The sequence below is a fragment of the Nocardioides piscis genome, assembly GCF_011300215.1.
In the GTDB taxonomy this organism is placed as follows: Bacteria; Actinomycetota; Actinomycetes; order Propionibacteriales; family Nocardioidaceae; genus Nocardioides; species Nocardioides piscis.
This window is the reverse complement of sequence record NZ_CP049866.1, coordinates 1,241,237-1,262,457: the sequence shown is the minus strand read 5'-3', so window position 1 is coordinate 1,262,457 and position 21,221 is coordinate 1,241,237. Positions and strand designations below refer to the sequence as shown.

General features: G+C 71.1%; 21 protein-coding genes. 12 read left to right on the top strand and 9 right to left on the bottom strand.

What is annotated here, in order from left to right:
• Positions 1-26: 26 nt before the first annotated feature.
• The 6 genes from G7071_RS06215 to G7071_RS06190 all read left to right on the top strand — a co-directional run bounded on the left by G7071_RS06215 (position 27) and on the right by G7071_RS06190 (position 5,165).
• Complete coding sequence (locus G7071_RS06215; RefSeq protein WP_166316262.1) at positions 27-923, top strand: ABC transporter ATP-binding protein; 897 nt, start codon at positions 27-29, stop codon at positions 921-923.
• A gap of 118 nt (positions 924-1,041) precedes the next feature.
• Complete coding sequence (locus G7071_RS06210) at positions 1,042-1,725, top strand: ABC transporter permease (RefSeq protein WP_166316259.1); 684 nt, start codon at positions 1,042-1,044, stop codon at positions 1,723-1,725.
• Entirely contained in the window at positions 1,722-2,771 is a 1,050-nt protein-coding gene (locus G7071_RS06205) for a sensor histidine kinase (protein WP_166316256.1), read from the top strand. The genes G7071_RS06210 and G7071_RS06205 overlap by 4 nt, the downstream gene beginning before the upstream one ends.
• Positions 2,768-3,373 carry a response regulator transcription factor gene (locus G7071_RS06200; RefSeq protein ID WP_166316253.1) on the top strand — a complete coding sequence of 202 codons (606 nt, stop codon included), beginning with the start codon at positions 2,768-2,770 and terminating at the stop codon, positions 3,371-3,373. The genes G7071_RS06205 and G7071_RS06200 overlap by 4 nt, the downstream gene beginning before the upstream one ends.
• A 53-nt stretch (positions 3,374-3,426) precedes the next feature.
• On the top strand, positions 3,427-4,245 hold the full coding sequence (locus G7071_RS06195) for a maleylpyruvate isomerase family mycothiol-dependent enzyme (RefSeq protein WP_166316250.1): 819 nt from the start codon (positions 3,427-3,429) through the stop codon (positions 4,243-4,245).
• Positions 4,242-5,165 carry an oxidoreductase gene (locus G7071_RS06190; protein WP_166316247.1) on the top strand — a complete coding sequence of 308 codons (924 nt, stop codon included), beginning with the start codon at positions 4,242-4,244 and terminating at the stop codon, positions 5,163-5,165. Before G7071_RS06195 ends, G7071_RS06190 begins: the two co-directional genes overlap by 4 nt.
• A 5-nt stretch (positions 5,166-5,170) precedes the next feature.
• On the opposite strand, the gene G7071_RS06185 is transcribed toward G7071_RS06190, so the two are convergent.
• From G7071_RS06185 to G7071_RS06165, 5 genes are all read right to left on the bottom strand, one after another.
• The gene (locus G7071_RS06185; protein WP_166316244.1) at positions 5,171-6,256 is read right to left on the bottom strand and encodes a hypothetical protein; all 1,086 of its coding nucleotides are present in this window, start codon (positions 6,254-6,256) and stop codon (positions 5,171-5,173) included.
• A gap of 14 nt (positions 6,257-6,270) precedes the next feature.
• Positions 6,271-6,624, bottom strand: a complete 354-nt coding sequence (locus G7071_RS06180; RefSeq protein ID WP_166316241.1) for a carboxypeptidase-like regulatory domain-containing protein — start codon at positions 6,622-6,624, stop codon at positions 6,271-6,273.
• Positions 6,625-6,728: 104 nt separating this feature from the next.
• Positions 6,729-8,363 (bottom strand): hypothetical protein, encoded by a 1,635-nt coding sequence (locus tag G7071_RS06175; protein ID WP_166316238.1) that lies wholly within the window; start codon positions 8,361-8,363, stop codon positions 6,729-6,731.
• A 659-nt stretch (positions 8,364-9,022) separates the two neighbouring features.
• Complete coding sequence (locus G7071_RS06170) at positions 9,023-10,267, bottom strand: fatty acid desaturase family protein (RefSeq protein WP_166316235.1); 1,245 nt, start codon at positions 10,265-10,267, stop codon at positions 9,023-9,025.
• Between the two features lie 25 nt (positions 10,268-10,292).
• Positions 10,293-11,423, bottom strand: coding sequence for a ferredoxin reductase (locus G7071_RS06165; protein WP_166316232.1), 1,131 nt, complete (start codon positions 11,421-11,423; stop codon positions 10,293-10,295).
• A 103-nt stretch (positions 11,424-11,526) separates the two neighbouring features.
• Here G7071_RS06165 and G7071_RS06160 point away from each other — a divergent pair, with 103 nt between their 5' ends.
• Positions 11,527-12,708, top strand: coding sequence for an RsbRD N-terminal domain-containing protein (locus G7071_RS06160; protein WP_246210527.1), 1,182 nt, complete (start codon positions 11,527-11,529; stop codon positions 12,706-12,708).
• A gap of 83 nt (positions 12,709-12,791) precedes the next feature.
• On the top strand, positions 12,792-13,055 hold the full coding sequence (locus tag G7071_RS06155) for a hypothetical protein (RefSeq protein ID WP_166316226.1): 264 nt from the start codon (positions 12,792-12,794) through the stop codon (positions 13,053-13,055).
• Here G7071_RS06155 and G7071_RS06150 read toward each other — a convergent pair.
• A complete protein-coding gene (locus G7071_RS06150; RefSeq protein WP_206062924.1) occupies positions 13,039-14,559 on the bottom strand; it encodes an amidohydrolase in 1,521 nt (506 codons plus the stop codon). The genes G7071_RS06155 and G7071_RS06150 overlap by 17 nt on opposite strands.
• A 152-nt stretch (positions 14,560-14,711) precedes the next feature.
• On the opposite strand from G7071_RS06150, the gene G7071_RS06145 reads away from it, so the two are divergent.
• Genes G7071_RS06145 through G7071_RS06130 form a run of 4 tightly spaced genes read left to right on the top strand, consistent with a single transcriptional unit; the run spans position 14,712 to position 17,702 of the window.
• Positions 14,712-14,957, top strand: coding sequence for a BatC protein (locus tag G7071_RS06145; protein WP_166316223.1), 246 nt, complete (start codon positions 14,712-14,714; stop codon positions 14,955-14,957).
• A 53-nt stretch (positions 14,958-15,010) separates the two neighbouring features.
• Positions 15,011-16,198 (top strand): cupin domain-containing protein, encoded by a 1,188-nt coding sequence (locus tag G7071_RS06140; RefSeq protein WP_246210525.1) that lies wholly within the window; start codon positions 15,011-15,013, stop codon positions 16,196-16,198.
• Entirely contained in the window at positions 16,195-17,070 is an 876-nt protein-coding gene (locus G7071_RS06135) for a sucrase ferredoxin (protein WP_166316217.1), read from the top strand. The genes G7071_RS06140 and G7071_RS06135 overlap by 4 nt, the downstream gene beginning before the upstream one ends.
• A gap of 5 nt (positions 17,071-17,075) precedes the next feature.
• Positions 17,076-17,702 carry a hypothetical protein gene (locus tag G7071_RS06130; RefSeq protein ID WP_166316214.1) on the top strand — a complete coding sequence of 209 codons (627 nt, stop codon included), beginning with the start codon at positions 17,076-17,078 and terminating at the stop codon, positions 17,700-17,702.
• Positions 17,703-17,705: 3 nt separating this feature from the next.
• Here the strand turns inward: G7071_RS06130 and G7071_RS06125 are convergent, their stop codons facing one another.
• The 3 genes from G7071_RS06125 to G7071_RS06115 are packed head-to-tail and all read right to left on the bottom strand — an operon-like array spanning position 17,706 to position 21,220.
• Complete coding sequence (locus tag G7071_RS06125) at positions 17,706-18,743, bottom strand: glycosyltransferase family 2 protein (protein WP_166316211.1); 1,038 nt, start codon at positions 18,741-18,743, stop codon at positions 17,706-17,708.
• A gap of 9 nt (positions 18,744-18,752) precedes the next feature.
• The gene (locus tag G7071_RS06120; protein WP_166316208.1) at positions 18,753-19,745 is read right to left on the bottom strand and encodes a glycosyltransferase family 2 protein; all 993 of its coding nucleotides are present in this window, start codon (positions 19,743-19,745) and stop codon (positions 18,753-18,755) included.
• Positions 19,742-21,220, bottom strand: a complete 1,479-nt coding sequence (locus G7071_RS06115; protein ID WP_166316205.1) for a serine/threonine-protein kinase — start codon at positions 21,218-21,220, stop codon at positions 19,742-19,744. The genes G7071_RS06120 and G7071_RS06115 overlap by 4 nt, the downstream gene beginning before the upstream one ends.
• Between the last annotated feature and the right edge of the window lies 1 nt (position 21,221).

Below are 21,221 nucleotides of genomic sequence, written 5' to 3'. Positions count from 1 at the left end.
TGCCATCGGCGTACGACGCTGGGCGCATGACCTCCCCACCGACCCCCGCGATCCGCACCACCGGGCTGCACAAGGCCTTCCGCAGAGGAGATGGCTCAGCCGTGGTCGCCGTCGACGACCTGGACCTGACGATCGACCCCGGTGAGATCGTCGCCTTCCTCGGTCCCAACGGCGCCGGCAAGACCACGACCGTCGACATGCTGCTGGGACTCACCGCGCCCACCGGCGGGACGGTCGAGGTGTTCGGCACCACGCCGCACCGCGCCGTCGTGGACGGGAGGGTCTCGGCCCTCATGCAGACAGGGGGGCTGCTGCCCGACTTCACCGTGCGGGAGACGGTCCGCGCGATCGCTGCCCTGCACGGCCGGCCGGAGCGGGTCGACGTCGCCATCGAACGGGCCGGGGTCGGTGGGATCGCCGATCGCCTGGTCAAGGCGTGCTCGGGGGGCGAGCAGCAGCGCCTGAAGTTCGCGCTGGCCCTCGTCCCCGATCCCGACCTGGTGATCCTCGACGAGCCGACGACCGGGATGGACGTCGGCGCGCGGCACGAGTTCTGGGAGACCATGCGGGCCGACGCCGCCGACGGCCGCACCGTCGTCTTCGCGACCCACTACCTCGCCGAGGCCGACGCCTTCGCCGACCGCACGGTGCTGATGTCGCGTGGCCGGGTCGTCGCCGACGGCGCCACCGCCGACGTGCGTGCGGCGTACGGCACGCAGACGGTGACCTTCCGCCCTCCGGCCCACGTCGTCGGGACCAACGGGCTCGACGAGGCCTGGCTCGACGAGGTCCGCCGGGCGGTCGCCCCCCTCGGCATCCTCGAGCTCGAGGTCGCGAGCGCCAGCCTCGAGGCGGCGTTCCTCGCCCTCACCGCGACAGCCCCGACCAGCTCCGCCACCGAGGCCGAGGAGGCCCTGCGATGACCACCCTCACGACCACCGACCCCCGTGTGGCGGCGACCGCTGCTCGCCGCCAGGCCCGCCCCGGGTCGTCGGCTATGCCCGGCTCGACCTGAAGCGGCAGCTGCGGGACAAGGTGGGGATGTTCTTCACCGTGGCGCTGCCCGCGTTCTTGTTCTTCGTGTTCGGGATGGGCGACGACGAGGCCTATGGCAGTGCCAACGTCGCCATGTACGTCATGGTCTCCATGGCGGCGTACGGCGCCGTCACGGCCACCACGACGGTCGCCGGCGCCGCGGCGACGGAGCAGACGATGGGGTGGGGCCGGCAGATCGCGTTGACGCCGCTGGCCCCGTTGTCCTTCGTCGGGATCAAGACTGCGGTGGCGATGCTCGTCGCGGCGGTCCCGATCACGCTCATCTATGCGATCGGTGCGGCCACCGGATCCTCGGGGAACGCTCTCGACTGGCTCGCCACCGCGGCGATCGTGTGGGTCGGCTCGGCGCTGTTCGCCGTCTATGGCCTGGCGATGTGCCTGCTCTTCAAGGGCGAGAACGCCGCCGGCATCGCGTCCGGGCTGATCGTGATCATGAGCTTCCTCGGCAACGTCTTCACACCGATGGACGGGGTGATGCTCGACATCGGCCGCTTCACCCCGCTCTACGGCTATGCCGGGTTGGCGCGATATCCGATCACCGAGGGCCACCTGCCGATGGACGCCGGCCACGACTCGGTGTGGCTGCTGCTGGCTAACGTGTGCTCGTGGACGGTGATCTTCGCAGCGCTGGCGGTCTGGGGGCTGCGGCGACGCCGGGAGCGGGTGTGAGCGCTCGTCAGCCACGCTCGGTCGTCGACCCCTGGGAGCGGTGGGGCTGGGTCGTCGCGTCGATCTGGCTGGTCTTCCTCATCTATCCGGTGACCGAGGCGCTCCAGGTCGACTCGTCCGTGCCCGTCAAGGCACTGGCGCTGGGGCTCATCGCGACCTATGCGGCGATCTATCTGCTCGGCTGGAGCGTGTGGCGCAGGCACGCACTCCGGATCTGGTTCGCCATGCTGGCGCTGCTCCTGGCCACCATGCCGATCATCGGCGTCGAGGCGATCGGGCTCACCCCCTACCTCGGGGCGTTCTCCGCGTTGATGGTGCCCGCGCCCTGGTGGAAGTGGACGACGGTCCTGAGCGCCGCGTTGCCCGTGCTCTCCCTGGTCGAGGGCGACTTCCCGGCCTTCTTCTTCTTGATGGTGTGGCCGATCATCGGCTTCTGCAGCGCGATGCGGGTCTTCTCCGAGCTCGACCAGAAGTCCGACGAGGCCAGGTCCGAGCTCGCCCTGGTCGCAGAGCGGGACCGGGTGGCCCGCGACGTCCACGACGTGCTCGGCCACTCCCTGACGGCGTTGGCCATCAAGGCTGAGCTGGCCGCGCGACTGATCGACGTCGACCCCGACCGTGCGCGGGCCGAGCTCGAGTCGATCCAGGAGACCGCCCGACTGGCGCTGGCCGAGGTGCGCGCCACCGTCGGCGGGCTGCGGGCCGCCAACCTCGAGGCCGAGCTGGCCGCCGCTCCCCTCGTGCTGGCTGACGCCGGCGTCGAGACCCACCTCGTCGGAGACCTCGCCGACACCGACCCCCGGCACCGCGCACTGCTGGCCTGGGTGCTGCGCGAGTCGGTGACCAACGTCGTCAGGCACGCCCGGGCGACGCGCGTGGAGATCAGGCTCGCGCCCGACGGACTCGAGGTCTGCGACGACGGCGGCGGGATGCACGGCCCGGAGGGCAACGGCCTGCGCGGCATGCGCGAGCGGGTGTCGGCGGCGGGTGGCAGGCTGGAAGTCACGGGGGCCCCCGGGACACGTGTGCGGGTCGTGCTGCCGTGATCCGGATCCTGCTCGCCGACGACCAGGCCCTCGTCCGAGGTGCGCTCGCGGCTCTCCTCGACCTCGAGGCCGACCTCGAGGTCGTGGCCCAGCTCGGCCGCGGCGACGAGGTCGTCGGGGCGGCGCGCGACCACGGCGCCGAGGTCTGCTTGCTGGACATCGAGATGCCGGGACTCACGGGCATCGAGGCGGCAGCTGCGCTGCGGACGGAGCTCCCGGCCGTGCGCTCCCTGATCGTCACGACGTTCGGGCGAGCAGGCTATGTCCGCCGAGCCCTGGACGCAGGGGCGACCGGCTTCGTCGTCAAGGACACCCCCGCCAAGCAGCTCGCAGACGCCGTACGCCGCGTGCACGCCGGGCTGCGTGTCATCGACCCCGACCTCGCGACCGAGTCGTTGATGGCCGGGCCGAGTCCGCTGACCGAGCGCGAGGCCGAGATCCTCCGTCTCGCGCTCGACGGCTCCCCCGTGGCCGTGATCGCTGCACGGGCACACCTGTCGTCGGGGACGATCCGCAACCACCTCTCGGCGGCGATCGGCAAGACCGGCGCGACCACCCGCGCCGAGGCAGCGCGGCTGGCCCGGGACAACGGCTGGCTCTGAGCGGCCGGTGGCGCGTCAGCCCGCACACCTGGCTGCACCACTAGGCTCACGCCATGACTGATGCCGCCGAGGAGCTGGGTGCCTGCGTCGACGTGTGGTGGGAGGCGATCAACGACTTCACCGCCCTGCTCGAGAAGGTCCCCGACGACGCCTGGGACACCCCGACGGACCTGGCCGGTTGGGACGTCCGCGCGATCGCAGCCCACGTCGCACATCTCGAGTCGCTGCTGGCCGGCGCCGAGCACGAGGAGGTCGACATCGGCGAGGCACCCCACGCGCGGGGAATGATGGGCCGCTTCACCGAGCAGGGAGTCGTGGCACGGCGCGACCAGACACCCGACGAGCTCATCAACGAGATCCGCACCAGTGCCGGCGCCCGGCACACCGAGCTGCTCGCGGATCCTCCGACCGATCCCGACGCCCCGGCGCCGGGCCTGTTCGGTGCGATCGGGTGGAGCACCCGCACCCTCCTGCGCAACCGTCCGCTGGACGTGTGGATGCACGAGCAGGACCTGCGCCGCGCGCTCGGCATGCCGGGTGGCATCGACACGCCTGCGGCGGCGCACGTCGTCGACTACCTCTCCGAGAGCCTCGGCTACGTCCTCGTCAGGCGGGTCAAGGCAGCGCCCGGGACGACGGCCGTGCTCGAGGTCGAAGGACACCCGCCCGTCGCCGCGCTGGTCAATGCCGACGGCCGGGGCGAGCTGCTCGACGAGGTCCCGACCGACCCGACCGTCGGACTCCGCACCGACCGCGAGTCCTTCATCATGCTGGCCGGCGGACGACGCCAGCCGGCCGCGGGGCGGGTCGAGCTGTTCGGCGACGAGGTCCTCGGCCAGCGGCTGGTCCAGCAGCTGGCGGTGACGCCGTGACCGGCTGGCGCCTCGACGACATCCCCGACCAGACCGGTCGCACCATCGCGGTCACCGGCACCACCGAGGGCGGGCTCGGTCACTACACCGCGCTGGAGCTCGCGCGTCGGGGCGCACGGGTGGTGCTGGCCGGACGCAGCGCCGACAAGCTCGACGCCACCGAGGCGGCCATCCTGGCCGAGGCCCCGGGCAGCACCCTCGAGAAGCTCGTCGTCGACCTGTCAGACCTCAGCTCGGTCCGCGCTGCGGCCGTCGCCGCAGCCCCGCTGGGCGCGATCGACGTCCTGGTCAACAACGCCGGCATCATGGCCCCACCCCTGCGCCGGACGCCGGACGGGCTGGAGTCGCAGATGGCGACCAACCACTTCGGGCCGTTCCTGCTCACCGGGCTCCTGTTGCCACAGCTCGTCGCGAGCGGCGATGCCCGCGTGGTGACCGTGTCCTCGCAGATGCACCGCATGGCGCGGCAGGCTCCCACCTGGGATCCGCGGGCCGAGCGGCCCTATCGCCGGTGGCCCGTCTATGCCGAGACCAAGCTGGCCAACCTGCTGTTCACCTTCGAGCTCGACCGGCGCGCCCGCCAGGCAGGCCTGCCGGTACGGGCGCTGGCCGCCCACCCCGGCTTCTCCGGCACCCACCTCGCGGCCAACGGTCAGTTCGGACGCGGGAGCGGCGGCGTCGCGAGCATCCTCGACGCAGCCGTCAAGGCGGTCTCGCAGTCGGCGCACGCCGGAGCCTGGCCGACGCTGATGGCTGCCACGGACGACCTCCCCGGCGAGACCTACGTCGGGCCCTCCGGGCTCGGGCAGCTCTCGGGCACACCCCAGGTCGTCACGCCACGTGCGCTGGCCCGCAACCCCGAGGTGCAGCGCCGGCTGTGGGAGCTCAGCGAGGAGACCGTGGGCCTGCGCTGGCCCTAGCCCGCTCAGCGGACCTTGCCCACCTTGATGGTGCGGCTCTTGGTCACCCCGTTCGAGGTCGCCTTGACCTTGACCTTGAGGGCCTTGCCCTTCATCGCCTTGGTCAGCGCGAGCTTGGGCTTGGTCGCCTTCTTGATCTTCGACGACCCGGCATACCACTGGATCTTGTAGGAGACCGTGGTGCGGAAGAACGAGTCCAGCCCCTTGAGCTTGACCGTCGTGCCGACCTTGGGTGCCCCCTTGACGGCGACGTCGGCGAGGATCGCGGAGATCTCTGCGGCGACCTGTGTCTGCGTCGGGGCGGTGGTCGTGGGCGCCGCTGTCGGCGCCGGTGCGACCGAGGTCGTGGGCGCGACCGTGGGCGCGACCGTCGGGGACGTGGTCGGACTGGACGTCGGAGTCGTGGTCGGGGTCGTCGTCGGGGTCGTCGTCGGCGTGGGAGTGGGCACGACCACCGGCGCGGTGACGACAGCGTTCTTGCCCGAGGCCACCTGCTGGTGGACGAGCACGATCTCGTCGGCCTCGCCCAGGGTGGCCCTGTCCTGCCAGTACTCCCTCACGCCCCCGTCGGGGTCGAACTCGAGCACATGGGTGCCGGCCGCCAGCCCCCCGACGTCGTAGTCGCTCGTGCCGGGCTCGACCCAGTCACTTCCCGTCTCCCACCACTCGTCCCACTCCGCGTCATAGGTCAGGACGCCGACGTAGACGCCGTTGACCAGGGCAGCGCCTCCGGATCCGGTGACTGTGCCGCTGATGTGGGCCCCGGGGTCGAGAGCCACTGCGGACAGGGCTCGCGACTCGCCGGCGGCGACCGAGATCGCGTCCGGCGTGCTCGGGTCGACCGTCGTGTCAAAGCACTCGTCGAGGTAGTTGTTGCCCTCGTCCTCGAAGCAGATCTCGTACGTTCCGGCGCCGAGGTCGCGGATGTCGTAGCTGCCATCGGATGCCACTCGTGCGGATGCGAAGTTGAAGGGGTCGGTGCCCTCCACCGGGTCGGCATAGACCATCACGTCGTCGAGGCCACCCGCCCCACCGGTCACCGTGCCGGTGATCTGGGCACCCAGGGTGAGCGCGGCATCGATCCCCGTCACGACTTCGCCGGCCGTCAGCTGGATGAAGTCCGCATCCAGGATCCGGGAGAAGTCGTTGTAGAACTCCTTGAGGTGTAGCCCCTCGGTGTCGAAGAACCCGACGTAGAAGCCCCCGTCCCCGTGCTCGGCAGGCCGGTGAACGAGTACGACCCGTCAGAGGCGGTGACGGTGTCGCGATATTCGCCATAGCTGTTGTTGTAGAGCTGCACGAGCACGCCTGGCAGCGGGTCCGTCCCGTCCGTCACCGTGCCGGAGATGCTGGCGGTGTCGGCTGCGGACGCGGAGGGCGGATGCGCCGAGAAGGCGATCGCCACGACGGCGACCATGAGTGCGGCCAGAAGCAGACGGAACCTGTCGATTGCGACCATGGCGCTTCCCCCAGAGGGTGACGAGAGCTTCAGCCGACTGTAGGTCTGCATCGCGCGATTGCAATGGGTTCGCCCGACAACCACCCCAATGGGCGCACGGTGGTCTAGCCCGGTCCGGAGGTCGTTCGCGCGACCGCGTCAGAAGGAGCCCGGTCGCGCACCCGGACCAGGCCCGCGAGCGTGGCGATCCACGCCGCGCCGTCCGGGGCGATCGTCATCGCGGCATAGTGGTTGTTCATCAGGACACCCGTCCCGGTGCGGACGCTGAAGGCAGTGCGGCCACTGTCGACGTCGATCGCCGTGAGATACCAGGCGCTCACGCCCCACCAGTTCGGCTTCTTCGTGTAGGCGTAGGCGAGCCCGGTCGCCAGGGAGACCTTGGCGACGCTCGAGGGGGCGACCTCGTCGCTCGTCCAGGCCACCCGGCACTCCCCGCCGGCGACGTCGACGCGGGCCAGGCCGGGGCTCGTCCCGCGTCCGAGGACCGTGGTGAGCGGGCTGCCGTAGCCGTGGTTGTTCTCCACGATGACGCCGTCCCCGACGGAGATGAGGGAGTTGTCGGTGGCGCTCGCGTCGTCGTCGAAGACCGGCGCCCGGCAGATCTCCCGGCCGCTGGAACGCTCATAGAACGCGACGTTCATCCTGGGCTCGGCGTTGTCGGTGATGGCCACGATGCCCCCGTCGATGATCGTCGGTGTCGTCCCGCTGCCCTGGCTCAGCTGCCCCTTCTTCTTCTCCGAGCCGCGGTCATACTCCGAACGCCAGTCCACCACCGGAGCGCCGCCGGGACCGACGGTGAGGCGGTGGAGCGCGTGCGTGGTGACGACATAGGTGCCACCGGTCTCGTCGGTGGCGAACGAGTTGGAGATCTCCTCACCGAGTTCGAGCGTGCGGACCTTGCCGCTCGCCGGGTCCACGGTGCCGACGAGACCGTCCTGGGTCTCGAACCAGATATGCCCCGACCAGTCGGGCAGCAGTGCGATCAGGCAGTCGTCCTCGGGGATCGCCTTCGCCAGGTCCCAGGTCTGGTCGGTCGTCAGGTCCGGGTCGCCGTCGGCGTCGGCCGTGCTGATTGCCAGGATGCGGCGGTCGGTGGTCGCCACGACCGCCCGGTCCGCGGCGTCGAGATAGAAGTAGGCCCCGCCGCAGAGGTCCTCCCACGGCTTCTTCTCACTCTTCGCCCGGTCGGGCAGGTCCTTGGTCGCGAGCTTCCGCATCGTCTCGGGGTCGAGGACGTGCATGGTCGGCCCCTTGAGGTCGCCGCACAGCGCGATCAGCCGATCCCGCGAGTCGAAGGCGAGCGTCGCGCATTCCTCGATGCCGAACCACGACGTGTCGACCTCGGGCTCCAGACCGAGCGGACCCGCCCACGGATAGGCGTCGGACGCGGCAGCGTCGTTGTGCATGGAGCTGGCGCCGTTGCGAGCCAGGTGAGGGTTCTGCGGGATCGCCGAGACCTGGACCGGTGGCTCGGAGGCCGGCCGTCCGACGTACGACGGCGTCACCAGCAACCCCGGCGACTGCGGGATCGGCAGCCAGCCGTCCGGGACCAGCACCACCAGCCCGAGGATGACGGCGAGTACGGCGACGCCCACCCCCGCTCGGCGCCAGGTGATCCACAACCGGTCCTGGACCCACCACCGCAGCCGCGGCACGCACAGGGCCGCAAACACGGCGACGAGCACCCACGGTCCGAGCGCCACCCAGGCAAGCAGGACACCGAGGAAGATCCAGATCACCGGGCGATGCTACGGGCGAGCCGATCCAGATCACCGGGCGATGCTACGGGCGAGCCGCACCCACCTGGGGGACGTGGACGCTAGGAAGCCCGGTCGACCGGATGGGGATGCAGCCAGGTGGCGGGCTTGAACTGCGGGCCGTCCTTTGCCCCCAGGACATACATCCGACCGCCCCACGCCTCGACATGGTGACGCTCCGGTGCGGGCTCGGGGTCCGGTTCTGGGTCCGGCTCTCGTGGCCCCAAGGACCCGAACGGATCCTGCAGCTGCAGAGCCCGCAGGCGCCGGCTCATGTCGAAGGGTTCTTCCTGTGGCGACTTCTTGTGCATCGTCGCGTCCTCAAGTTCGCATCGTGCAAGTGTCGAATGATGAGGGGCCGCGGCCCGAGCCGGGCTCGTGATGACTGCCCGCGGAGGCGCTCCGCTTCGGCGAGGCGCCTCCAGACGCTCCTCTCGGAGGTCGCTTCGACGCTAGGCGCGTCGCGGCGCGATTGGGAACCCTGGAGGACGATTCGTGGCGAACCAGTTCACTTCTGGACTAGACCGTTCGTGGGTCACGTCCGGCCACGCGCGCACCCGCAACTGGCGGCGGCCGACACCCGGAGCGTGTCCGTGGATGTCGGCCGCCGCCAGTTCGCGAGCAGCGTGGGTGGAGAGGGATCAGGCGGCGGTGGCCATCTCCCGGTGCTGGTTGCGGCGCGCCTTCTGCTCGAGCTTGGCCTGCTCGGCGCGACGGGCCTTCCGGCCGCCCGTGACCATCTTGTAGAGGACGCCGAGCTGCGAGGGTGCGTTCTTGACGGTGGTCGTCGCGAGCCAGTCGTTGGGCAGCGAGAGCCGCACGACCTTGTGCCAGGCGGAGTAGACCTGCGGGATGAGCGGACGCGCGAGGTAGGTCAGCTCGTACTTGTCGAACACGGCCTGCACCTTGGGCGCGATCTCGGCGTAGCGGTTGGACGGCAGGTCGGGGAACAGGTGGTGCTCGATCTGGTGGGAGAGGTTTCCGCTCATCAGGTGGAGCGCCTTCGAGCCCGAGATGTTGGCCGCACCGAGCATCTGGCGGACATACCAGTCGCCCTTGGTCTCGCCCTCGATGGAGCGCTTCTCGAACGTCTCCACGCCCTCAGGGAAGTGACCGCACAGGATGATCGAGTTGGACCACAGGTTGCGCACGACGTTGGCGGTGAAGTTGGCCGCCAGGGTCGGCAGGAACGAGCCGGTCGGGATCGAGAGCACCGGGTGCGCGACGTAGTCCTTGGTGGCCTGCTTGCGGATCTTGGTCAGGACGTCCTTGGCCCGCCGACGGAAGTCGGGGTCACCGGTCTGCTTGCGCTTGATCACGGCGCCGAGGTCGAGGTCGTAGGCAGCGATGCCGTACTCGAAGAAGACGGCGTTGATGAAGCACCAGATCGGCTGGCCGAGGTGGAACGGCGCCCAGCGCTGCTCCTCGTCCACGCGCATGATGCCGTAGCCGAGGTCGTTGTCCTTGCCGACGACGTTGGTGTAGGTGTGGTGCACCTGGTTGTGGCTGTGCTTCCACTGCTCCGCGGGCGACGCCATGTCCCACTCCCACGTGCTGGAGTGGATCTTCGGGTCACGCATCCAGTCCCACTGGCCGTGGAGGATGTTGTGGCCGATCTCCATGTTGTCGAGGATCTTGGAGATGCTCAGACCCGCCGTGCCCAGCAGCCACGCGGGCGGGAAGGCACTGAACAGCAGCACCGCGCGCGAGCCGAGCTCGAGCTTGCGCTGCGCGCTGATCAGGTTGCGGATGTATGCCGCGTCGTCGGCGCCGCGGCTGTCGAGGACCTCCTGGCGGATGGCGTCGAGCTCGATGCCGATCTGCTCGATGTCGGCCTCGGTGAGGTGGCCGATCGGGTTGGTGTCCTGCTTCTGGATGGTCGTCATGTGATCTCCTCCGGTCGGGGGATGGTCAGTGGTCGAAGTGGCAGGAGCCGGCGGCGGCGTTGATGCAGGTCTGCACCTTGATCGCCCCGGTCTCGCCAGGGATGGCCGTGGTGATCTCGCCGTTGCGCAGGTCGCGGACCGAGCCCTCCTTGAGGGGGAGCACGCAGCTCATGCAGATGCCCATGCGACAACCGCTCGGCATCAGCACGCCGGACTGCTCGGCGACGTCGAGGATGGGCGTCGCGCCGTCGGCCTCCAGGTCGGAGCCGTCGTTGAACACGATGGTGCCGCCGTCGCCGGGCTCGACACGGGAGGTGCGGAACTGCTCGACCGTGAGGTCGAGGCCGTTGGTCTCGTAGTGGGCACCGAGGGCGTCGAGCAGGCCCGCCGGACCACACGCGAAGGTGCGACGGTCGGCCAGGTCGGGGACCAAGGAGTCCAGGTCGGTCACGTCGAGGACGCCGTCCTCGTCGTCATACCTCGCCACCAGCTTGATGGCACCCGACGCAGCCAGCGCCTCGAGGTCACGGATGAAGATCGAGTCCGGGCGGCTGGGCGCGACGTGCACGACGACGATGTCGAGATCGGCGCTGCGCGGCAGGCGCAGGACCCCGGAGTCGGTGGACGGGAAGAGGTTGCGCAGCATGCCGATCACGGGCGTGATGCCGGAGCCGGCGGTGACGAACAGGAGGCGGTCGTGGTCGCTGGCCAGGACGAACTCGCCGGCGGCCTGGTCGAGGTGGACCAGCGTGCCAGGGCGAGCCTCGTGCACCAGGTGGTTGCTGACGAGCCCGTCGGGCACGGCCTTGACGGTGATCGAGATGCGGCCGTCGGCGCGGGGGCCGTGGGTCAGGGAGTAGGCGCGCCAGTGGCGGACACCGTCGACGTCGATCCCGATCCGCAGGTATTGGCCGGGCACGTGACCGGCCCAGTCGGCACCCGGACGGATCACGATGGTCGCGGCGTCGGCCGTCTCGGCGCGGACCTCCTCGATGCGGCCTCGCAGGTCGGTGCCCGACCGCAGCGGAGCGAAGAGGTCGAGGTAGTCGGCCGGCAGGACAGGCGTCGTCACCGTCTCGGCCAGCCGCACCATCCGGTCGCGCAGGCGGGTGCCGCGGACCGTGGCTGAGGGGGCGGGGTCAGTGATGGTGCTCATGACCTCCACTCTGGTCGAGAAAGGGCCACACTTCCTGCCCGGAGAAAGTGAATCAGGACTAGACTCTTGTTCGTATCGAACAAACCCCTCACCAGGAGGCGCCGTGACAAACCGACCTGTGCGCCCTGCAACGCAAGAAGCCCGCACGGTCGACCTCGACCCGGTCGTGATGGAGGCCCTGCGCGCAGCCCTGCCGGAGGTGGCCGAGAAGGCGGTCGCCGCCATCGTGGAGGAGGTGCCCAGCTATGCCCGTGCCTTCTCCGGATCCCTGGGCGACACGATCCGTCAGGCCGTGCAGATCGCCCTGGGCGGCTTCCTCACGCTCGCCACGCGTCAGGACGCCGGCAGTCCGCCGCCCCCCGCCATCGACGGCGCCTACCAGCTGGGCCGGGGTGAGGCACGGACCGGGCGCAGCATGGAGGCGTTGCTGGCGGCCTACCGGATCGGGGCCCGGGTGGCGTGGCGCGACATGTCCCGGTCGGCCGTGGACGCCGGCAGCGGCGCCGCTGAGCTCTCCCGCTTCGCCGAGCTCGTCTTCGCCTACATCGACGAGCTGTCCGCGGCCTCGGTGGCCGGGCACTCCGACGAGCTGGAGAGCAGCGGTCGCGCCCACCAGCGCAACCTCGAGCGGCTGGCTCGCGCACTCGTCACCGGTGCCGCTCCGGCTGCCGTCGCCCTGGCCGCCGAGCGGGCCGAGTGGGAACCGCCGAGCGCCCTGACAGCCGTTCTCCTGCCGGAGTCCCAGGTCTCCCACGTCCTCTCGGTGGTCGATGCGCGCACCCTGCACGTCACCGACGACCTGGCTGGCGTGGCCGAGGGCACCTCGGTCCTGCTCGTCCCCACTACCGGCTCCGACACGGCCCGTCAGAGCCTGCTCCGCGCCCTGCGCGGGACGCGCGCAGTGGTCGGGCCGGCGAAGCCGTGGCTCGACGTCGGCCGCTCCCACCAGCGCGCACTGCGGGCCAGGGACCTCGGGCTCGACGGAGTCGTCGACGCCGACGCTCATCTGGCTGCGCTGCTCCTCGACCTCGATCCGCTCACGCGCGGCGAGCTGCGCGAGCAGGTCCTGGCGCCGCTGGCGTCCCTGCGACCGTCGACGCGCGACAAGCTCGCCGAGACGCTGCGGTCGTGGGTGCTCAACCAGGGCCGACGCGAGGCCGTGGCCGAGGAGCTCTTCGTCCACCCGCAGACCGTCCGCTACCGGGTCGGCCAGCTGCGTGAGGCGTACGGCGACCGGCTCGAGGATCCCAAGTTCGTGCTGGAGGCGACGCTGGCACTCGCCTGACGGCCGCTAGGGTCTGCAGTGTGTCGACCGCGGACCCGCCTCGCAGAAGCGCGCCTGCCGCGTCGAACGTGAGGGTCTGGCCGTTGCTGGCCTTGGGCTTCACCGGGCACCTGATCGGTTCGATCCTGATCCACTGGCTGGTGAACACGTCCCACCCGACGTTCTCCACCAATGAGTTCGAGCAGTGGATCTGGCTCACGACCGCGTTGGGGGTCGCCCTCGTGGCTGGGACCTGGGTGTGGCGTCGCAGTCGGAAGGCGGCTGTGTGCGTAGGACTCGGTGCGGCGGCCGCCCTGGTGGTCGAGCTCACCTTCCTCGCCGGCTGGGTGATCACCCACTCGCAGTAGCCCCGTCCGCAGCCAAGGTCGGACGCGCCTGACTGACGTCAGTCAGCGTCGTGCACGACCTCACCGGCGACCCAGGTCCGACGGACGTGGTCGCCCATGGCCCGCAGCCGTCCGGCATGGGCGGCGTCGTCGTCACCGGCCAGCGGATCGACGTCGAGCAGCACGAGATCGCCAGGGTGACCCACGGCCACGGTCCCCAGCCGTCGGTCGAGGCGGCCAGCGCCTCGCGCGCGGTGATCGCCTGCTCGGGGTGCCAGGGCTCCTCGCCGCCAGCCGCACGGTGGACGGCAGCCGCGATCGCCAGCCACGGGTCGAGCGGAGACACCGGGGCGTCCGAGCCGAGGACCACGTCGACGCCCTCGTCGAGCATCCAGCGCAGGGGGAAGGAGCGGTCGCCACGACCGGGCCAGAGCAGCTCGGTCACGACACGGTCGTCGAGCAGGTGAGCAGGCTGCACGCTCGCCCGCACCCCGAGCTCGGCCATCCGGCGCACGTCCTCGCGAGTGGTGAGCTGGCAGTGCTCGACGCTGCCCCGGGCGCCGGTCTCGGCGAACGCCGCCAGCGCCTCGGTGACCGCTCGGTCACCGATCGCGTGGACTGCCACCTCGAGATCGTGTCCAGCCGCGCTGCGCAGGAGCGAGCGCAGCTCCTCGGGCGTCTGGTTGGGCTGGCCGTGCGGGAAGCCGAGCAGGGCCTTCTCCGCATAGGGCTCGCAGCACCACGCCGTGCGGGTGTTCAGCGAACCGTCACTGATGATCTTGAGCGGACCCATCGTCAGGCGGGGATCGCGATCGAGCGGGTCGCGCGTGCGCAGCCCGCGGTCGATGACGTCGGCCAGCCCGTCGGCGTACGTCGCCATCCGGACGCGCAGCAGGTCGGCACCCTGATCCCAGCGATCGAGCCACTCTGCGACCCCACCGCTGAACTCGAAGTCGACGAGACCAACGATCCCCTGGGCCGCCGCCGCCGTCATCGCGTGCTGGTAGGCCTCCGGGCCGGTGCCGTCGGCGCCGATCACTGCCCCGAGCCGGCCGTAGAGCATGAACCACTCGGCTTCGGCGACGACGCCCTCGCGGGTCGGCAGCGCGAGCATGTGGAGGGCGCGGGTGTTGAGCCAGCCGTGGTGGCCGTCCCCACAGATGAGCACGATCGGCTGGTCGGTCTCGATGGCGTCGAGGTCGGAGACCACCGGCGGGTGCTCCCAGGCGGTGGGCCGGTGGCCCCAGCCGATGACCGGCCAGTCGGGCCGCTCCGCGAGATGCTCGCGGACGATCTCCACCGCCTGGGCGCTGGACTTCGCCGGCGCCAGGTCGACCCGGGCCGAGGACAGCGACCACTGGCCCAGGTGGACGTGCTGGTCCCACAGACCCGGCATCAGCCAGCCGCGAGCGGGGTGGCTGGAGGGGCTGATCTGCGTGACGATCCCGTCGGTGACGGTGACGTCGACCGGCCCCGCCGGGGCGGGCTCGGTCACCTCGACCAGATGCACTCCTTCGATCCGCATGCGCCCACGGTATGGGCGTCTCCTCGTCCTTGCGCGAGCGGCTACCTGCACGGGGGTGGGCAAGGCTTGTGGATGCCGATATACATCAATGCGACGACGCCGACCGGCGCCGCTCCGTTGGGCCAGCGGCCCAGATCTGCAAGGAGGACGAGATGACCCAGTCCGAGACAGAGGGCCCCGCCGACGGCGGTGCTGAGGGAGTTCCCGGCGTCCAGGACGGTGGTGCCGACGGTGGCGCTGACGGTGGCGCTGACGGTGGTGCCGACGGCGGTGCCGACGGCGGTGCCGACGGTGGCGCGGACGGCGGTGCCGACGGTGGCGCGGACGGCGGTGCCGACGGTGGGGCGGACGGCGGTGCCGACGGCGGTGCCGACGGTGGGGCTGACTCCACCTCCTGATGTCACACGCCTTGTCTGATGACTGCGGGCCCGGGGACCTCTCCGGGCCCGCAGTGGCGACCGCCCCCGAGGAACGACCGGCGCTGATCCGGCTGGTCGGCGACGTCACCGCGTTCGCGACCAGCACCTGGAGCCGCCAGCCAGAGCTGCGGTCGGCGGCGGACGCAGACGGGTTCGCCGACCTGCTCGACGAGGCCGCGGTCGACGAGCTCCTCAGCGAGCGCGGCCTGCGCACACCCTTCCTCCGGGTCGCCAAGGACGGCCGGACGCTCCCGGGCTCGGCCTTCACCGCACCGGGCGGAGTCGGTGCGGGCGTCGCCGACCAGGTCAGCGACGACAAGCTGAGCGCGCTCTTCACCGACGGCTCGACCCTCGTGCTCCAGGCGCTGCATCGCGTCTGGCCGCCGCTCATCGACTTCTGCCAGCAGCTCGCAGCCGACCTGGGCCACCCCGTCCAGGCCAACGCCTATGTCACCCCGCCGCAGAACCAGGGCTTCGACGACCACTACGACGTCCACGACGTGTTCGTCCTCCAGGTCGCCGGCCGCAAGAAGTGGTCGATCCGACCGCCCGTGCTGCCCGCGCCACTGCGCGACCAGCCATGGACCGACCGGCGCGATGCTGTCGGTCGGGCCGCCGCCGAGGAGCCGCTGCTCGAGGCGACGCTCGAGCCCGGCGACTCGCTCTACCTGCCGCGTGGCCATCTGCACTCGGCCGTCGCACTGGGCGAGGTGAGCATCCACCTGACCCTGGGCGTGCACACCTGGACGCGTCACGCCGTTGCCGAGGAGCTGGCCGCCCTCGCCCTCGACGCGCTCGCCGATGACGAGGAGATGCGCGGGTCGCTGGCCCTCGGCACGACGCTCGGGGCAGGCGAGCTCGACGCCGAACAGGTCACGGCCAGGCTGCTCGACGCCCTGTCATCGATCGACCCGGCGGTCGTCTCCGAGCGCCTGCGGAGCAGACGCCGCGGCACCCAACGCGCCGCCCCGCTCGGTCCGCTGGCCCAGCACGCGCTCGCCGAATCGCTCACCGACACCACGGCCCTGCGCCTGCGCGACCACCTCGACGCCGGCCTGGAAGCCGACAACCTGTGCTCGCGAGCCGGCACCGTGTCGGTGGCAGGCGTGCCGGACGACGTCCGGGACAGCCTGCTCGCCGGGGAGGTAGTCACGACCGCCGAGCTGGGCGAAGCCGCGGCCCGGGCCCTCGTCGCGGCCGGACTGGTCGTCGCCGGATGACCCTGCGCTGCTCCGAGTCCGCTGCGGAGCGGGGCGACCCGATGGTCGGGACGGCGCCTCCGCAGCGTGAGTGGCTGTTGGTGGAGCACCACGGGCCGTGGCCGGTGCGGGCGCCGTTCGACACCGAGCTGTCCGTCGACCTGCTGCGCAGGCTTCGACACCCGGAGCAGCGCGTCGTGCTCGTCCGGCCGCACGTGCGGGAGCGGGCGGGCGCCATACGTCGACGATGGTTCCGCTGCCGCGACGGCGAGCTGCGAACCGGTCACTGGGAGCGACCCGAGGACCTGCTCGAGACGCTGCGGCCCGAGGCAGGCACTCCTCATGTCGGACCGCTGCTGCTCGTGTGCACCCACGGCGTGCACGACACGTGCTGCGCGGTCAGCGGGCGACCGGTGGTCGCGGCGCTGTCGCAACGGTGGCCGGCGGAGACCTTCGAGTGCAGCCACCTCGGCGGTGACCGGTTCGCACCCAACCTGCTGCTGCTGCCCGACCTGGCCTGCTATGCCCAGATGTCCCCTGAGGGCGCGGTCTCCCTGGTCGAGGCGCACCTGGACGGCCGCGTCGAGACCGGCTCGCTGCGGGGCGTCGCGGGCCTGCACCCGGCCGAGCAGGTCGCCCTGACCGCCGCGCTCGAACGCTGGGGCCCCGCTCCCCTGTCGGCGGCCCGAGCCAGGCTGGTGCACCAGGCCGGCACCCTCGACGACGGGCGGTGGACCGTCGACGTCGCCGGCAGCGACCCACTGCCGACCCAGGCACAGGTCGTGGTGGCGAGCAGCCGCCGGGCCGAGGCCCGGTTGACGTGCCGTGCCACCCGGGCCACTCGCGCACTGCAGTGGGACGTCGTCTCGTGGAGCACCGCGACGCTAGATTGAAGGGCATGGAATGGCGGGGGCTGGTCGGAGTGGCGGTGTTGTTGGCGGTGGGCATCGCCGGCGGCGTCGCTGTGGCGGCATCCGTCGAGGACGACCCCGACACTGCTGGTGATCCCACCCCGGTGGTGGCCGTCGACCCCAGCGTCCCCAGCGTGCCCGTGCCGCTGCAGGAAGACCCGACGACCCCTCCCATGCCGACCAGGCTGGCGATGACGGACGTCTCCGTGGGCTCGGGCAAGAACGAGTTCACCTTCCCCGTGCCCGTCGAGTGGCAACGCTCGGAGCCGTCGTCGAACGAGGTGAAGTACAAGCCGGCCGGCCATCCGGCCAACACCTACGTCCTGCGGGTGGAACAGGTGGAGTCCCAGGACCAGACGATCCCCGACATCGTGGCTGCGCAGGTCGACGAGCTGAAGCGGGACGAGGAGCAGGTCGACTACGTGCAGACCCATGACTCGATCAGGGCGTCCTACGTCCACGACGGCTACCGCCGCTTCACCATCACCTACTGGCTGGACCTCAGCCGCTCCGGGAAGGCCGAGGCGGAGATCGCCGTGACCGGCCGCGAGGTCGACGTGCCAGGCATGGAGAAGCTGGTCCTGCGGGTCATCCGGGGGATCAGGAACGGGTGAGGATCAGCCTCGGCGCTGCAGGAACCGCCGAGGTGCCGGTGCCAGCAGCTTGCGGGCCCGTTCGACGTCGCCGCCCGGCTCGAAGCAGGACTTGTCGACGCCGGCCAGCTCGCCGACCATCGACTCGAGAGCGCTTGGGACCGTCGAGGACTCCAACGGTCGATGGGTCCCGGAATCGGGATCCAGGTGCAGCAGCACCCCCATCCGCGACAGGAGGTCGAGGTCGTCGCGGACGTGGCGGTCGAAGAGCGTCAGCATCAGCTCACGGCGATCGTCGGGCGGCAGGTCGAGCTCGACGAGGCCCCGGACGGCCGCCGCCAGGTCGGACCGCGCGCCGCGGGTCCTGACCGGCGGACCCGACGTGGCCAGGTTGGTCCACTTCCGGATGAACTCGTCGCCGGTGTGCGACTCGTAGTGCAGCAGCCGCAGCCACGGGGCGTCGAAGGTCGGCTGCTTCTCTCGCTGGGCATCGACCACGTGGTGGGTGCCGATCCAGAGTCGGTCGACCGGGCGCATCGCGACCTTGCCCCCGACGTGCCCGTGGAAGTACTCGTTGTTGGTGGCCTTGTCGATCCCCCCGAGGGAGAAGAGCAGCGAGAGCTCGGGTTCGCTGAGCAACCGCTTGAACGCCGTCACGTCGCCGTTCGGCCAGTCGCGCTGGCTCACCGCCTCGCAGGGGGCGAGTCGGACGGCCCCGACCGAGTCCGGCAGGGCGTCGAGCTGGGCGCGGTCGATGACCGCGACCTCGTCGGAGTCGAGGTGGAGAACCCAGTCGACGCCGGGCACCACGGTGCCGATGGCGCGTACGGCGTTGGCGTTGATCCGCTGTCGGACATTGAGCCCGGCGGGTCGCCGATCCCCCCACCAGAGCAGGGAGTCGACCGGCGTGACGTGGGACGTCGAGGCGAGCCAGTCGAGGACCTCGGGATCGGCGTCGTCGACGAAGACGACGAGGTGATCGACCCCGTTGGCGAGGTTTCGCCCGACCCAGCGCTCCAGTCGCTGCCGGGTGTCCTTGACGGTGCTGACAGCGACGATCACCCGGCGAGTCTATGCAGGCGGGGCAGTGCCGGGGCGCAGCGGAAGGAACTCGGCCCGGGGCCTGGCCTCCTGCCCGTGGATCGCGGCTTCCAGTGCCGTACGGCGTCGTGCGCCCAACGGTGTCGAGGTGGGCGGCAGGGCCCGGACGTCGATCCGTTCCAGGACGCCGGCCGCCTCCAGGCCGGCGACGTCCTCGGCGACATGCACGTCATAGAGCTCACGCACGACCACGTCGCGCCGGGCCGGGTCCGGTTCTGCGGTCAGGGCGATGAAGGCCTGGAGGATCTCGGCGCGCCGCTCGCGCATCCCCGGAGGTGGCCCTGATGCCGCGAGCGCGGTCCACTTCCGGTCGAACTCGCTCAGCGTGGGCGACTCGTGGTGCAGGTGTCGCAGCGCCGGGTGCTCGTAGGCCGGCACCTTCTCACCGTTGGGCAGCTCGGCGGCGTGCACTCCCAGCCGGACGTCGGCGGCGGGACGCACCCCGACCTTCCCGCTGACGTGGCCGTGGAAGTAGCGGGCGTTGTTCGCCTTCTCCACCAGCCCGAGGCGCTTGAGCCGGCGCAGCTCGGGGCGGGTCAGCAGCCGCTTGAAGAGATCACCTCCGCCCGCGACCGCCTCGAGGGGTCGCAGGCGGACCGCGTCGAAGTCGGCCGGGACGTCTGCCAGCACCTGTCGGTCGACCAGCGCGATCTCGTCGCCATCGACGAAGAACAACCAGTCGACGAGTCCTGCGTCGGCCGCAGCCGCTCTCACGAGGTTGGCGACCACCCGCTGCCGGCCGTTGAGCGTGGCGACCCGCTCACCTCCCCACCAGCGGTCGTCGGCCACGATCGTCGTCACCTGGGGGTGGCCCTCGAGATGGGCCTCGACGTCCGCAGCAGGTCCGTCGAGGACCACGACCAGATGATCGATCCCGGCTCCCAGGTTGCCCTCGACGAAGCGGTGGACGTTGGGCAGCGTGTCGCGCACGAGCGTGACGGCCACCAGCACCAGGTCGCTCACAGTCCGGAGACGACCGAGTCGAGCACGTCGTCCGCCACGCCTCGGTCAGGCGCCCGGACCTGCACCCAGAGCAGCTGGTTGGCGAGCACGTGGACGATGCGCTCGACCGTCACCCCGCCGCCGGCGCAGTCGGGGAACTCGACCTCGACGTAGTCGTCGCCGCTCCGGTTGATCTCGACCGGTCGCGGCTCCTCGCACTCGGGGTGCTGCGGCACGTCCGAGGGCAGCTCCTCGCCGGGCATCAGGCCCACGAAGACGCCGTGCCCCGAGGCGTCCTGGGCGTTCCACCCGACCGCGGTCCCGGCCGACAGCGCCGCATACCCGACCTCGGAGCCCGGCGGGGTCCACTTCCCGGTGTCGACCTCACGCGCCCACTCCTCCGGCACCGTCACCTCGATCCCGCTGTCGGCGTCGCGCACGACCCGCTCGGTCCGCGCAAGCTGCCAGCCGACGAAGCCGGCCACGAGTCCCACGACCAGCGCGATCGCGCCCGCCGCCCGGAACGAGCGGTTGTGCAGGAGAGGCCCGGCGTCGGCCGCCGCACCGGTCGACGTGGCCCCGACGACGATCCCCTCCGTGGGCTCGGCCCCGGTGACCGGGGGCGATGTGTCGGAGTCGTCGGCGCCGACAGCCGCGATCCAGGGCGGGGGCTCCGGTGGGTGATCGGGCAGGGCAGCGGTGAGCGCGGAGACGAAGGCCGGCACGTCGGCATACCGCTCGTCACGGTCCTTCGCCAGGGCCTTCAGCAGCACGCGCTCGGCCTCCGCCGGCAGCCGACCCTCGAGCGGGGGCGGCGGGTCCGGGTCTGCGGCGGCGCGCAGCGTGGCGTGCTCGTATGGCGGCCGGCCGCTCAGCAGGAGATAGGCCAGCGCTGCGAGGGAGTACTGGTCGGCCCGGGCGTCGAGCTGCTCCCCGCGGGCCTGCTCGGGCGCGACGTAGGAGGGCGTGCCGCCGATCATGGTGAGCCGCGAGGACATCTCCATCGTCTTCCCGAGCCCCAGGTCGCCGAGCATGGCGTTGAGGTGAGGGGTGCCGTTGCGCTCGTCACCGCGGAACAGCACGTTGCCCGGCTTGACGTCGCGGTGCAGGACACCGCGCTCGTGGAGGGCGTGCAGGCCGGCGCCGATCTGGGCGATGACCTGCACCGCCTGGCCGGTCGTCAACGCTCCGGCTTCCAGCCGCTCGGCGAGCGTGCCCTGGTCGGCGAACGACATGACGAGGTAAGGGCGTCCGTCCCCGAGCAGACCGGCGTCATAGACCGACACCACGTGGGGTGAGTCGACCTTGCGCAGGAAGCGCCCCTCGTCGATGAACCGCTGACGAGCATGCTGGTCCTCGGTCCAGTTCTCCGCCAGGACCTTGATCGCCACGGGCGAGTCGAGGTGGTCGTCATAGGCGAGCCACACGGTGGCAAAGGCTCCCGAACCGATGCGACGCCGCACGGGGTAGCGACCGAGCCGAGAGGGGGTGGACACC

Excerpts from the sequence above, each read along its gene's own strand:
- G7071_RS06215 (WP_166316262.1), top strand. The coding sequence starts at position 27 with ATGACCTCCCCACCGACCCCCGCGATCCGCACCACCGGGCTGCACAAG.
- G7071_RS06210 (WP_166316259.1), top strand. The coding sequence starts at position 1,042 with ATGTTCTTCACCGTGGCGCTGCCCGCGTTCTTGTTCTTCGTGTTCGGG.
- G7071_RS06195 (WP_166316250.1), top strand. The coding sequence starts at position 3,427 with ATGACTGATGCCGCCGAGGAGCTGGGTGCCTGCGTCGACGTGTGGTGG.
- G7071_RS06180 (WP_166316241.1), bottom strand. The coding sequence starts at position 6,624 with ATGGTCGCAATCGACAGGTTCCGTCTGCTTCTGGCCGCACTCATGGTC.
- G7071_RS06170 (WP_166316235.1), bottom strand. The coding sequence starts at position 10,267 with ATGACGACCATCCAGAAGCAGGACACCAACCCGATCGGCCACCTCACC.
- G7071_RS06165 (WP_166316232.1), bottom strand. The coding sequence starts at position 11,423 with ATGAGCACCATCACTGACCCCGCCCCCTCAGCCACGGTCCGCGGCACC.
- G7071_RS06150 (WP_206062924.1), bottom strand. The coding sequence starts at position 14,559 with ATGCGGATCGAAGGAGTGCATCTGGTCGAGGTGACCGAGCCCGCCCCG.
- G7071_RS06145 (WP_166316223.1), top strand. The coding sequence starts at position 14,712 with ATGACCCAGTCCGAGACAGAGGGCCCCGCCGACGGCGGTGCTGAGGGA.
- G7071_RS06135 (WP_166316217.1), top strand. The coding sequence starts at position 16,195 with ATGACCCTGCGCTGCTCCGAGTCCGCTGCGGAGCGGGGCGACCCGATG.
- G7071_RS06130 (WP_166316214.1), top strand. The coding sequence starts at position 17,076 with ATGGAATGGCGGGGGCTGGTCGGAGTGGCGGTGTTGTTGGCGGTGGGC.